Origin of the sequence: Seonamhaeicola sp. (genome assembly GCF_028281565.1) — a bacterium.
GTDB lineage: Bacteria > Bacteroidota > Bacteroidia > Flavobacteriales > Flavobacteriaceae > Seonamhaeicola.
On the sequence record NZ_JANQJQ010000048.1, the window covers coordinates 238,980 to 252,045 of the forward strand.

The 13,066-nt window shown below is 36.8% G+C and carries 10 protein-coding genes; 6 read left to right on the plus strand and 4 right to left on the minus strand.

The window, feature by feature from the left end; all coding sequences use genetic code 11:
• The first annotated feature begins 298 nt into the window (after nucleotides 1–298).
• From Q0983_RS21305 to Q0983_RS21325, 5 genes are all read left to right on the plus strand, one after another.
• Nucleotides 299–3,172, plus strand: a complete 2,874-nt coding sequence (locus Q0983_RS21305; RefSeq protein ID WP_299557462.1) for a response regulator — start codon at nucleotides 299–301, stop codon at nucleotides 3,170–3,172.
• Nucleotides 3,173–3,465: 293 nt separating this feature from the next.
• Nucleotides 3,466–4,515: a T9SS type A sorting domain-containing protein gene (locus Q0983_RS21310; protein ID WP_299557465.1), complete on the plus strand. Its 1,050-nt coding sequence runs from the start codon at nucleotides 3,466–3,468 to the stop codon at nucleotides 4,513–4,515.
• 10 nt (nucleotides 4,516–4,525) lie between these two features.
• Complete coding sequence (locus Q0983_RS21315) at nucleotides 4,526–5,248, plus strand: hypothetical protein (RefSeq protein WP_299557468.1); 723 nt, start codon at nucleotides 4,526–4,528, stop codon at nucleotides 5,246–5,248.
• 17 nt (nucleotides 5,249–5,265) lie between these two features.
• Entirely contained in the window at nucleotides 5,266–6,567 is a 1,302-nt protein-coding gene (locus Q0983_RS21320; protein WP_299557470.1) for an OmpA family protein, read from the plus strand.
• 19 nt (nucleotides 6,568–6,586) lie between these two features.
• Nucleotides 6,587–7,240, plus strand: coding sequence for a hypothetical protein (locus tag Q0983_RS21325; RefSeq protein ID WP_299557472.1), 654 nt, complete (start codon nucleotides 6,587–6,589; stop codon nucleotides 7,238–7,240).
• 172 nt (nucleotides 7,241–7,412) lie between these two features.
• On the opposite strand, the gene Q0983_RS21330 is transcribed toward Q0983_RS21325, so the two are convergent.
• The 3 genes from Q0983_RS21330 to Q0983_RS21340 form a co-directional block, all read right to left on the minus strand.
• Nucleotides 7,413–7,979 carry an SRPBCC family protein gene (locus tag Q0983_RS21330; protein ID WP_299557475.1) on the minus strand — a complete coding sequence of 189 codons (567 nt, stop codon included), beginning with the start codon at nucleotides 7,977–7,979 and terminating at the stop codon, nucleotides 7,413–7,415.
• A 61-nt stretch (nucleotides 7,980–8,040) separates the two neighbouring features.
• Nucleotides 8,041–8,505 (minus strand): SRPBCC domain-containing protein, encoded by a 465-nt coding sequence (locus tag Q0983_RS21335; protein WP_299557478.1) that lies wholly within the window; start codon nucleotides 8,503–8,505, stop codon nucleotides 8,041–8,043.
• 12 nt (nucleotides 8,506–8,517) lie between these two features.
• Nucleotides 8,518–8,841, minus strand: coding sequence for a metalloregulator ArsR/SmtB family transcription factor (locus tag Q0983_RS21340; RefSeq protein WP_299557481.1), 324 nt, complete (start codon nucleotides 8,839–8,841; stop codon nucleotides 8,518–8,520).
• A 221-nt stretch (nucleotides 8,842–9,062) separates the two neighbouring features.
• On the opposite strand from Q0983_RS21340, the gene Q0983_RS21345 reads away from it, so the two are divergent.
• Nucleotides 9,063–11,330 (plus strand): TonB-dependent receptor, encoded by a 2,268-nt coding sequence (locus tag Q0983_RS21345; RefSeq protein ID WP_299557484.1) that lies wholly within the window; start codon nucleotides 9,063–9,065, stop codon nucleotides 11,328–11,330.
• A gap of 466 nt (nucleotides 11,331–11,796) precedes the next feature.
• On the opposite strand, the gene Q0983_RS21350 is transcribed toward Q0983_RS21345, so the two are convergent.
• On the minus strand, nucleotides 11,797–13,066 hold a 1,270-nt coding region (locus Q0983_RS21350; RefSeq protein WP_299557487.1), incomplete at its 5' end, for an acetate--CoA ligase.

The window sequence follows — 13,066 nt, forward strand, 5'->3', positions numbered from 1 at the left end:
ATAAAACTAATGAGAAAAGTAAAATGGCAGCGCACCGGTTGAACGCTACTTTTTCATTTAGCCTAAAGACGAACGCTGTTAGATAACTATAAAATTGAAGTTAGCGTTTTGTTTTCTGTAAAATATGTAACTATGATCGTTACATGTTACATAGCCACACCGGTTGAATTTCACTATAATTACTTAAATTTATAATGGAATCAAATTTATTTTAAACGTGAAATTCTTCGTTGTATATATTTCACTTCTTGTACCGACTGTCTTATTTGGGCAACATCAGCAAAAAATCGATTCCCTGATGGGAGTTATTGCCAACGCCAAAACGGAGTCGGCCAGGGCCATGGAATACCTGGAGTTAGGGAACCTTTATGCCGATAAGGATTCCTCATATGCCTATTATCAAAAGGCCCTGAACCTCTCAAGAAAAATAAAGTACCCTAAAGGCATTTCAAATACTCTGGTAAACCTGGCAAATTGGAAGCATAGGTACGAAAACAAAGATTCAGCGAAATTAACTAACAGAAGAGCCATTCGCGAATTAAAGCAATACAATTATGATCCCGGTATCGCAAATCATTACGTACGACTAGGCTATAGGTTCTCACGAGAGCAGCAAAAGGATTCGGCTGATAAATATATGGACCTGGGAATAGATCTTGCTTATAAGAGTAAAGATCGGAATGCCATTCTAACCGTTTTGATGATCGCAGGAAATAGGAGGTCCGGGAAGAACAGTTATGAGGCGACATTGGAAAATTATCTAAAAGCTGACAGTATCTGCAGAACAAGTGATAGCTTATACTATGGCCGGAAGTGTGCTTATATTTATGAAAAAACCGGTGATCTTTTTTATAATCTTACCGAATATGAAAAGGCCAAAACATATTATTTTGAAGCAAAATCCATTCATGAATTTCTAGGGCACCCTGATGGCCTGCACAACATTAACTTTTCAATTAGTGGTATTTACAGACAACAAAAAGAATATGAAAAAGCGCTTAAATATATTGATTCTGCGATAAATTATTACAGAGCCGAACGTCCTCGAAATATTAAATTAATTCAGGCGCTACCTGAACGGGCTAATATTTACTACAACCTGGGTCAATTGGATTTTGCTGAAAAAGACTATTTGGAATTCTTAAAGAAAGCAAAGGAAAGAAAGAACAACTTTTATATCAGCAGGGCCCATATTAGCCTTGGGAATTTCTACTATAAAATCAAAAATTACAATAAAGCCCTGCTTTATTCACAGCAGGGATTTGACATGGCAAAACAAAGGAAAGATCAGCGAAGCCAGATCCTCGCGATTAAAGTTATCATTGGTGCCCATAAAGAATTAGGCAACTATAAATTGCTATCCCAAAATTGGGAAAACTATGTTCAGTTGAGGGATTCTTTCGATTATGCCAAACTACGCACCCAGGTTAATGAGCTTGAGACCAAATATGAAACTGAAAAAAAAGAACGGGAAATAGCGTTACTAACCTCACAAAATCAGTTGGTAGCACAGCAAAAAAGGCATCAGCGAAATTTACTGTTGGGAGGTATCGGTTTAACTTCTTTGGTTGGAATTTTCTTTTTCTTCCTATACAGAAACCGGCAAAAAACCAATAAAAAATTGAAAGAAGTGGATACCTTGAAATCCAATTTCTTTGCAAATATCTCACATGAATTCCGTACACCCTTAACCTTAATTTCAGCACCGCTTGAAAAAAAATTAGATTCGGAAGATTTAAACAAAACCGACCGGGTGGATTTTGAACTTATGCAACGCAATTCCAAGAGGTTATTAAACCTGGTTGACCAGCTATTGGACCTTTCTAAATTAGGATCGGGCCATGTAAAACTGAAAGTAGCCCAAGGTGATTTATCTTCACTTTTAAGATCCTTAACATCTTCTTTTCAACATTTGGCACAGCAAAAAAACATTAAATACTCCGTAAAAGTTGGAAACTCTGAACACGTTTGGTTTGATAAAAATGTCATAGAAAAAACAGTAATAAATTTGTTATCCAATGCTTTTAAATATACACCTGATAACGGCATTATAAATTTTGAAACAATTATAAAAAACGGACATTTAGAAATTATAGTAGAAAATAGCGGCTCCACACTTTCCAAGGAAAAAGCAGATCAAATTTTTAATCGGTTTTATCAGGCTGATGACAATGCAGATGGCGTTGGTATAGGTCTGTCGTTAGTTAAAGAGCTTGTTACATTATCATACGGAACCATAGCTGTTGAAAACACATCAAACAACACCATACTGTTTAGAGCTACGCTGCCCATATCAAAAACAGCCTTCCGTAAAGATGAACTTGATCCGGAGGCCGCCACTGATCAGGTTTCCCCGGAATATCAACAGGCAACAACTACATTGGAAACTAAACTAACCGGCGATGAGATTTTAGATGAAGATCAACCTATTTTACTCATTGTAGAAGATAACGCAGACGTTAGAGAATTTGTAAAGCGATCCTTTTCAGAGCTCTATCAGATCTTAGAAGCCAAAAACGGAACGATTGGGATTGAAAAAGCGATCACATTTGTCCCCGATATTATTATCTCCGATATCATGATGCCCGGCACCAATGGCCTGGAACTATGCAACCAATTAAAATCAGATGAACGCACCTGCCATATCCCAATTATATTATTAACTGCTAAGGCGGGCGAAGAAGACCAATACAAAGGTCTGGAAACGGGTGCTGATGATTACATAACAAAGCCATTTAAAATAAAATTGTTAGAGACCCGGGTTCAAAATTTAGTAGCTTCAAGAAAACTTCTACGCGATCGCTATAGTCAGGAAGTAGTACTCAAGCCAAAGGATATATCAATAACTAATTTAGATGAAATCTTTTTGGAACGAGTACAACAAGTACTCGATAAAAAATTAACGGAATCCTCGTTTAGTGCTGAAGCCTTTAGTAAAGCTGTAGGTATGAGCCGGATGCAATTACATAGAAAATTAAAAGCACTAACGGGGTTATCAGCTTCGGAATTTATTCGTTCACAACGCTTAAAGTTAGCAGCTTCATTACTTCAAAAAAGTGATGCCAATATTTCTGAAATCGGTTATACCGTAGGGTTCAATGACCATGCCTATTTTAGCAAATGCTTCAAAAAAGCTTATGGCTGTTCGCCTTCCGAGTACATGAAATCCTGATTTTTAAATCACTCTTTTTCAATAATATACAAGCTTTGTTACATGTGTTACAATCTTCGATACATATGTCATAACCTTGCCATAAATCACACTTTAATTTTACACCAATAACATTAACAACCAAGTAATCTTCATTTACCATGAAGAAAAAAAAGTATGAAGGGACCATTAAAAAACTGCATACTAACAAGATTTTTCTAAACATCAATCATTTGGAAAAAGGAAAGTATAAGCTAAAGATCATTTGTAAAAACAGGATTATAAAAACAACACATTTTACTAAAAAATAAGTCATGAAAAATAACATAGCCTTTATCTTATTCATGTTACAGTTTATTACACTTGGGGCACAAACTACCCCAGTACCCGATCCTGTCTTTGAGAATAAATTGATCGCTTTAGGAATAGACTCCAATGGTATTACAGGAAATATTTTAAATGAAGATGCCGAAGGCGTTATTAATTTGAATGTGACCAATTCATCCATTACAGACCTGAGTGGTATAGAAGCCTTTGTTGATCTTGAAATGCTTGACTGCGATACCAATTTACTTACCGCCCTGGACCTTAGTTCTAACACTAAACTTAAAATCGTTGATTGTCAAAAAAACATATTGACAAACCTGAATGTATCGGCAAATGAAGCGCTTGTTAGTTTATCTTGTCAGGAAAACCAGCTAGCCGGTTTAAACCTGTCTAATAATCTAATTCTTAGCGATTTAAGTTGTCAGGATAATTTATTAAGCAACCTGGATCTAACTAATAATACGGAACTGTACCAAATCATTTGCCATGATAATGATTTAACCCAAATGACTTTTCCAACGTCTCAAAATAAACTGGAAATTGTTTGGTGCTATAACAATCAGTTGGAAAGTATAGACTTGACCAATGCTCCTATATTGGCTACGTTAAGATTTGAAAATAATAACCTTAGTTTTTTAGACCTGCGCAATGGCAACAATACAAATATTCACACCATGGATGCCAGAAACAATACAAATCTCTCGCTTATTTGTGTTGACAATATTGGGTATTCAGGTTCTGCACCAAATTGGAACAAAGACATCACGGCACAATATAGTGAATCATGCCTGTTGGGTGTTGAAAACGTTGAGTTGAATGCAATAACAATCTATCCAAACCCGGCCAGGGATCTTTTAACAGTTTCCTCAAATGCGGGGTTTATAAAAAAAATAGAACTATATGACCAATTTGGTCAGTTAATGACAACGGAAACCTCACCTGATATCCATGTTTCAAATTATTCAACAGGCGTTTATTTTTTATGGATAGAAACAGCATCAGGTAGCAAAACCTTCCGAAAAATTATTATTTACTAAACTATAAGTTATGAAAAATTCGAGCAAAGCATTAGTAATGATGGCCATAATTTTAGGGTCATTTCATGTATCAACGGCACAAAATTGTAAAGCCATTGATGCTAACAGACTGGCATTACCGGCACTCCGCAAACAAATCGGAACTATGGAAATTGTATTAAATAGAACGAACTCTTATATCAAATTAAACAATACCACTACCAAATTTGACATGGGTGAAAGAACGGTACAAGGGCCGGTACGTAAATGGATTTATTATGTGAATGATATTCAATCCCTACGAGGTAAAAACAAACTGACTTACGAAAATGGGAAATTTTACCTTTCATTGGAATTTGAGGGTAATGGAAGCGAAATAAAAGGGAAATGCCCGGGTTGTATGAAAGGTAGACGAGACAAAAGGGCTCCTGATTTTAACTGGAAAACTCCCAGAATTGCTAAGATCAGACTTAGGCCAATAGCTTATAATGGTTCCGTTGCTTTTGATGTTGAGAAGGTTGACCTGAAAGGCAAGTTTGAAATGGGCGGAAAACTTGACCTCTTATTACCTGTGTTAAACGCTATTGAGGTACGATTAAAAAATCAAATAGAAAAACAATCCAGAAAAATTCTGAATATGCCGGCCAATAAGGCAGCGGTAGCAAAAGCATTTGAAGGCTTTGTAAAATTAAATCGTATTAAAAGTGTATCCAGCGTTTACACTTCCGGTAACAAACTATTTTTCTGTGAATAACCAAAGGAAACCAAGTAATGAAAAAAATTATCACACTTATCGGGTTTCTCTTTTTAGGGTTATCTCATACAACCGAGGCTCAAATCTTAAAGAAGTTAAAGAAACGGGCTGAAGAAGCCGCGAAAGAAACTGCCGCTCAAAAAATAGAAGAAAAAGTTGCGGAAAAAACCGGAAAAGTCATGGACACCATTCTGAATTCCGATAAAAAATTAAAAAAGAAAAAAAAATCCAAGACAACGCACGAGACTCAGGAAAATAATGGTGATTCGGATTCTGATATCGAAAGTCAAAACAGCGATGACGCCTTTCAAATCTATTCAAAGTTTGATTTCATGCCGGGAGATAGTATTTTGTTCTATGATGAATACGCTTTAGATAATATTGGAGATTTTCCGGCTAAATGGAACGCCAATGGATCAGGTGAATTAGTTACAGTAAATGATTCTTCCGGTAAATGGCTTAAGATCTTACCGGGTTATAATACCTATTATATTCCGGATGTAACCTTACCTAAGGAGTATACTATTGAGTTTGATATACTTGCCGCCGGTTTAGATAAACACACTTCCTCTACGGCTGTATTGAATATATTGATAAGTGATGATTCAAAATTTAAAAAAGGCAACAATTATGTGAGTGCTTCCATACCATTTTGTCAATATTCGGCAATTGGAATCGCCATGCGAAATTATGACTATCAAAGCAGGGACGGCATGTACAATCAAATATCTGCCGATGTCAGGGAAACCGTCCTCAACCAACCTCATATTTCGATTGCGGTAAACAAACAACGCTTCAGGTTATGGATAAACGAAAAGAAATATGTTGATATACCTCGTATAGTCCCCAAAGATACCGGTATCAACACCTTAAAATTTGAATTATTACAATTTAAGGATGATAAGGAACACTTGTTTATCAGAAACCTAAAAATTGCTGAAGGCGGACAAGATTTACGAAGCCAATTGTTAGATAATGGCAAATATGCTACAACCGGTATTCTATTCAATTCGGGTTCTGACCAAATAAAACCGGAATCTTATGGTGTCTTAAAACAAATTGCGAATGCCCTTAAGGAAGCATCAACCATAAACATAAATATAATTGGTCATACGGATACCGATGGACATGAAGAAGAAAACCTGTTACTTTCCAGGCAAAGAGCATCCTCTGTAAAACATGTGCTAACAACACAATTTGGAATAGATGAAGACAGGTTACAAACCGAAGGCAAAGGTGAAAGTGAGCCCGTCGCAGAAAATACAACACCAGAAGGTAAAGCCCTGAACCGACGGGTAGAGTTTATAAAAGTTCAATAACCATAAAAATTTAGAGATCATGAATTTACAAATGACACGCCTTGTATGGTTGCTCTTTTCTTTTGTAGTCACAACAGGTTTTGGGCAAATTAATACAAAGACGAATACGGGACATAACATTGGTATAAAAACCGGGACAATTACCGCGGCCATACCCATCAAAAAAGTCAATAAAAGAGTTTATAAGGACAAATTATTAGAGCACTTTAAAAAATCTCCCGTACGCAAAATGGAAATTCCGAAAACCTATTTGACCAAACCCCGGCAACGCAGATGGGAAATAATGCCTTCAAAAGCTTTCGGGCCGAATAATTTGGGATTCAGTTTTCAATCCGGGGAATTGCGAAGAAAAGGATTTTATGTAAAGGGAATTATTAAATATGGTGATGCCCTTAAATATGTTGCGGAAATTCATTTTCGTACCCAACGAGATAAAACGTATCTGATAAGAGTTATAACGCCGCAGGTTGGGAACACAGGAAATTCCTATATCAATGCCTATTTAAATGGTAATGTACAAACCTATTCGCAAAAGGGGGAATATCTGCTTTTGGTAAAAGCTCAAGATTCGGGAAACATGACTATTCCTATTTCGGCGAGCCATCCTGTTGGAGGAAATGAACGCTATCCTGATGCCATTTTTATTAATAAAATCCTTATTGACGTTTTATAGTATCAGATGCGCTTCTAGTCTCAAAACTTTTAATAAATAACAAATTAAGCTTTCTGTAATCGACAATAAAAAGAACTTTTATCAATTTGAACTTGCCTGTGCTGAACTCTTGTGCTGAGCTTAGAATGACAGAAACATATCCCTAACAACCTCAGGGCTTATGGGCCACATTTTAATCTTCTTTGATTTCGATAGATGTTTCAGCAGTTGGGAAATAGTCCTTAGTATTTTGTTCAATGGTTTTCTTTAGATTGGAAAGGTTTGTTTCCTCTTGTGCTTTAATAGAGTTTCCGACCAAAGCCATTATAGATTTTGAAAATATGCCATTTCCAACAGCATTAGTACTTGAACTAATTTTGGTTTTTCCATTGATAGACGTCATTACCAATTTATAATCCATATTCATGAAATCGGATTCATATCGCATGGAAATAGATTCGTTTGGTACGATAGCCGTTATCGTTTCCCGTATGGTCATTTCTTGTCCGTCCGCAACAAAATATACATCTGATACTGCCCCTACGGTGCCGGGACTGCCACTAACAGGTTCAATTTTTTGAAATCCTTCCAACCACTCCGGCAAATTTTCTTCATCCTGGATGACCGCCCAGGATTCTACTACGGGCTTTTCGACCATTATTTCACATGCATAAGATACTTTAGGTTTGATTAGGCCTATAAGAAAAAATCCAATTATCAGTATGGCTATAATTGCAAAAATGTACTTTAAATATTTCATATGTTCGATGTTTTTATTTGTTATTAATATGACTCATTTTATACATAATAAACCCATAGGATTATTCTTTATACTGCCCAATCAGGGATTTTCCGTTTTCGAGATATTCCTTCAGCGATTCGTGAATCAGGAATTTCCACCCTCCCACAAAATTGTCTCTTGCAAAATCCGGGTTTGCTACAGGTAGTGTTTCTAACCCTTCATGAATTAGTTTTAATTTGGTTTTTTCTGCAATTGGGTATAGCTCAAACGTAACAAAGGAAAGGCCCGTATATCCTTCATACTTCCATGAATACTTGAGTTTTTTAAATGGTATTATTTCCAAAATTTCACATACATGAATATAACACCTGCCTTCTTTTCCTCCTTCAAAGTGAAACCTGGCTCCAATCTCTAACTTAAAATCAGAAATATCGAAGTACCACTTTTTCATTAACGCTTTCTCGGTAATGGCACGCCAGACAAGCTCTACCGGCGCATTGAATTCTTGTTCTATTATTAGCGGTTTATGCTTCTTTTTACTCATTTTTATAACTTCTTATTTAGACTCAGATTGTAACTCGTCCAATAAATTATTAAGTTGGCTAAACTTTCCTGTCCACATCTTTCTGAATGGCTCCAACCAATCAGCCACCTCAGCAAGCTTTTGGACTTCCAGGCTACAATAACGTTCCCTACCCTCTTTTTTAACAGTTATTACACCACATTCCTGCAGGTACTTTACATGCAAGGAAACGGCTTGCCTGGTCATATCAAACTGATCCGAAAGGTTGTTGACGTTTTTAGGTTCCGTAGTTAAAGACATTAATATGCTTCTCCTGGTAGGGTCTGCTATAGCTTGAAATACATCTCTTCTCATCATTTTATCTTTATTACGCAAGTGATTACTTGCAAATATATGCAAGTTTTTACTTGCGCAAATATTTTAAGAAGAAATTTTCAATAAATAAAGCCTCAATTTCTGATAAAATTGAAGCTTTAAAACTAAACTAACTAAAAATCAAAACTATGATAAAAATCATTATTTTTAATTAGTCTAAATAAATATATTTGTTGCATTATTGAACTTAATTTAAATCTGTAATGTACAAAAGCATATTAATACTTTTCCTAATTAGTTTTGGAATACTAAACGCCCAGAATTTCAATATTTCAAGTAGAATTTTAGACAAAGACAAACCTCTTAAAGGGGCTAACGTCTTTTTAGTTGAAAGTAATAATGGTACTATTACAAACGCAAATGGTAATTTCGTAATAGAAAATGTACCCTCTGGTGACTATACCCTGAAGGTGTCTTATGTCGGTTACCTCTCTAAAGAGGTTTCAGTGAAAATAAACAACGAGAATATCAAAATTGAAGACATTGAGCTTCAAGAGGATCATTTCAATCTGGAACAAGTAGTGTTGACTGCCACCCGGAATGAAATCTTGCGAAGAGATGCCCCCATTGTCTGTAATGTATTGGATGATAAATTACTTACTGCCACTCAATCAGTTGTTTTAGCAGAAGGCTTAAGTTTTCAACCAGCCTTACGTATAGAAAACAACTGTCAAAATTGTGGTTTTAATAACTTAAGGATGAATGGTTTAGAAGGCGCTTACAGTCAAATTTTGATTGATGGGCGTCCCATTTTTAACAGTTTGCAAGGAGTTTATGGCCTGGAACAAATTCCTCAAAATATGATTGAACGGGTAGAGGTCGTAAGAAGTGGAGGTTCTGCCTTATACGGTAGCAGTGCCATAGCAGGAACTGTAAACATCATTACTAAACAACCCATTGATAATAGTGCATACCTAAAAACCAATCAGGCATTTATAGACGGAACAGCTACCGATCAAACCTATATGATTGGAACTGATATGGTTACAGATGACTTAAATGCAGGGCTTACATTAAGTGGATTTAACCGAAATAGAGAATTCTGGGACGCTAATGGTGATAGTTTTTCAGAAATAGGAAAACTAAATGCCACATCATTTGCTGTAAAGGCATTTTACAAACCAACAGACTTATCAAAAATTACTTTCAACGGGTTCAATATTTATGAGTTTAGAAGAGGCGGCAACAAATTTGAACGCCCGCTTCACGAAGCCGATATTGCAGAATCTACAACACATAATATTTTAAACGGTGGTCTTACCTATGAGCAGTACACCAAAAGCAGAAATCACAAGTTTTCAACCTATCTCAATTACCAAAATCTTGATAGAGACAGTTATTATGGTGCGGGTCAAGATATAAATGCCTACGGCAATTCGGAAGATAATAGTTTTGTTGGCGGATTTCAATATACAGGAAAACTTGGTAATTTTGCTGGTGGTTCGCATACACTTGTTACAGGTTTTGAATACAATAGGAATAATTTGAAAGACAATGCGCCGTCTTATAACCGATTTATTGATCAAACCGCTGAGCAATTTGGTGTTTACGTTCAAGATGTGTGGGAAGTTGCAGATAAATTCGATATTCTATTAGGAGCCCGTTTTGACAATCATAACCTTGTGGAAGACCCCGTAATAAGCCCTAGGGCCAACATACTTTATAAAATAAACCCCAGCTTACAATTTAGATTGGGCTACGCTAGAGGGTTTAGAGCCCCGCAGGTTTTTGATGAAGATTTGCACATTACGCAAGTGGGTGGTGAAGGCACCGTTATCACAAATGCTAGTAATCTGAATCCTGAATATTCAAATGCTTTTAGCTCCTCACTAGACTTTAATAAGTATATGGGTGATTGGTCTTTAGGCATTACCATAGATGGGTTTTATACGGAGCTTACCGATGTGTTTATTCTTGAAGAACAAGGAATAGTGGGTAATGGTGATTTATTATTGGAAAGAAGAAATGGCAGTGGTGCAACTGTTGCCGGGGTGACCATTAACCCTAAAATACAATACAAAGATAAAGTGAGTTTTCAATTTGGATTTACCTTCCAGAATAGCAAATATGACGAACCCGTGCAATGGTCTGAAACGGTAAGCAATACCAACAAAAGTTTTTTTAGAACTCCAAATGAATACGGTTTTTATGTACTCTCCTGGAATGCAGACCAAACCCTAACCCTTAATTTGTCAGGTGTTTACACGGGAAGCATGCTTGCACCTCATTATGAAGGCTTTATAAATACAGATGTACTGGAAACCACACCGTCTTTCTTTGAGAACAACTTCAAAATAGATTTTACCCCAAAGCTAAACAGCAACATCGGTATTACTTTTAACGCCGGTATTCAAAACTTTACAAATGCTTATCAAGATGATTTTGATTTAGGTATAGATAGAGATGCCGGATATATCTACGGACCTGGTAGACCACGCACCTATTTCTTGGGTATGCATATTGAATTATAAGTACACTATTGTCTGTAATGTATATAAAAAATAGCAGTTAAGTACCAAACCAAAGGTTTTGTTTTTTTCTGCTATTTCTGTCTCACATCAGAAAATTGGCACATACAAACTTACCTTTTTACCGAAAACAAATACTTTTGTTTGTTAGCAAACAAAATGCCCAAAAACAAAAAACACTGATAATCATTCAATTAGAAGTATTTTACTTTTACCTGTTCCAAGTTCCTGAGGTGGAAGGATTACCTCCCTATGGTCGGTGATCCTGATGAAAGGATGTTACTCAAGACAACCCTCCAGGCGAATGCTTGCAACGTATTGTTATCACTGGTAATTGTACAAGAATCATTTTGGTTGTTCACCTATTTGTACACCATTTTTTTAAAGAACCATTAAAAAATAAAATCCGCTCGTCTTTGTTGCAATAAAGGTGCTATTTATATCAAAACTATTCAAAAATTTAATTTAATTATAACACATGATCCATAATCTCCCGAACCACCTCAGGGTTTAGTAAGGTACTGGTATCTCCTAAATTACTGGTGTCCTTATGCGCTATCTTTCTTAAGATGCGCCTCATGATCTTCCCGGATCGTGTCTTGGGTAAGCCACTGGTGAACTGGATCTTATCCAATTTGGCTATAGGGCCTATATGTTCGGTAATGATCTGATTGATCTCTTTTCTAAGGTTGGTATGGTCCCTGCTCTCGCCGGTGTCTTTTAAAATAACGTAACCATAGAGGGCATTACCTTTAACATCATGCGGGAAACCTACAATGGCACTTTCTGCCACTGCCGGATGTTCATTCACTGCATCTTCTATAGGGGCCGTACCTAAGTTATGACCGGAAACAATAATTACGTCATCCACTCTACCTGTTATTCTATAATATCCTACTTCATCTCGTAAAGCGCCGTCACCTGTAAAGTATTTGTTCTCAAAGGCCGAGAAATACGTGTCCTTATACCTTTGGTGGTTCCCCCAGATGGTGCGTGCCATACTAGGCCAGGGGAATTTTATACATAGACGTCCGTCTACCTGGTTCCCTTTGATCTCTTGTCCGTTTTCATCCATCAATGCCGGTTGAATGCCTATAAAGGGTAAAGTAGCATAAGTAGGCTTGGTAGGGGTTACAAATGGAATGGGGGTGATCATTACACCACCTGTTTCGGTTTGCCACCAGGTATCGACTATGGGGCTCTTCTTCTTCCCTACATTATCATTGTACCAGTGCCAGGCCTCTTCATTGATCGGTTCGCCTACCGATCCTAATGTCTTTAAAGAGGATAGATCATATTTTTCTACCTGTTCGGAACCTTGTTTGGCTAATGCTCTTATCGCTGTTGGGGCGGTATAAAACTGGTTTATTTTGTGTTTCTCAACGATCTCCCAAAAGCGACCATAATCAGGATAACTAGGCACTCCCTCATATAACATTGTTATAGCCCCAACCAACAAAGGCCCATAAACTATATAACTATGCCCTGTTATCCATCCTATATCTGCGGTACACCAATACACATCATCTTCCCGGTATTGAAATACATTTTTAAAGGTATAGGCCGTATAGACCATATAACCTGCCGTGGTATGTACCATCCCTTTAGGCATGCCTGTAGATCCGGAGGTATATAAAATAAATAACGGGTCTTCGGCTTGCATCACTTCGGCCTTACAGTCTGAAGAAGCTTCATCCAATAAAGGTTGTAACCACTTATCTCTTCCTGCTTCCATGTGA

Bases quoted from the DNA above. Each gene is read 5' to 3' on its own strand.
- Q0983_RS21305 (WP_299557462.1), top strand. From the start codon at position 299: ATGGGAGTTATTGCCAACGCCAAAACGGAGTCGGCCAGGGCCATGGAA.
- Q0983_RS21310 (WP_299557465.1), top strand. From the start codon at position 3,466: ATGAAAAATAACATAGCCTTTATCTTATTCATGTTACAGTTTATTACA.
- Q0983_RS21315 (WP_299557468.1), top strand. From the start codon at position 4,526: ATGAAAAATTCGAGCAAAGCATTAGTAATGATGGCCATAATTTTAGGG.
- Q0983_RS21320 (WP_299557470.1), top strand. From the start codon at position 5,266: ATGAAAAAAATTATCACACTTATCGGGTTTCTCTTTTTAGGGTTATCT.
- Q0983_RS21325 (WP_299557472.1), top strand. From the start codon at position 6,587: ATGAATTTACAAATGACACGCCTTGTATGGTTGCTCTTTTCTTTTGTA.
- Q0983_RS21330 (WP_299557475.1), bottom strand. From the start codon at position 7,979: ATGAAATATTTAAAGTACATTTTTGCAATTATAGCCATACTGATAATT.
- Q0983_RS21335 (WP_299557478.1), bottom strand. From the start codon at position 8,505: ATGAGTAAAAAGAAGCATAAACCGCTAATAATAGAACAAGAATTCAAT.
- Q0983_RS21340 (WP_299557481.1), bottom strand. From the start codon at position 8,841: ATGATGAGAAGAGATGTATTTCAAGCTATAGCAGACCCTACCAGGAGA.
- Q0983_RS21345 (WP_299557484.1), top strand. From the start codon at position 9,063: ATGTACAAAAGCATATTAATACTTTTCCTAATTAGTTTTGGAATACTA.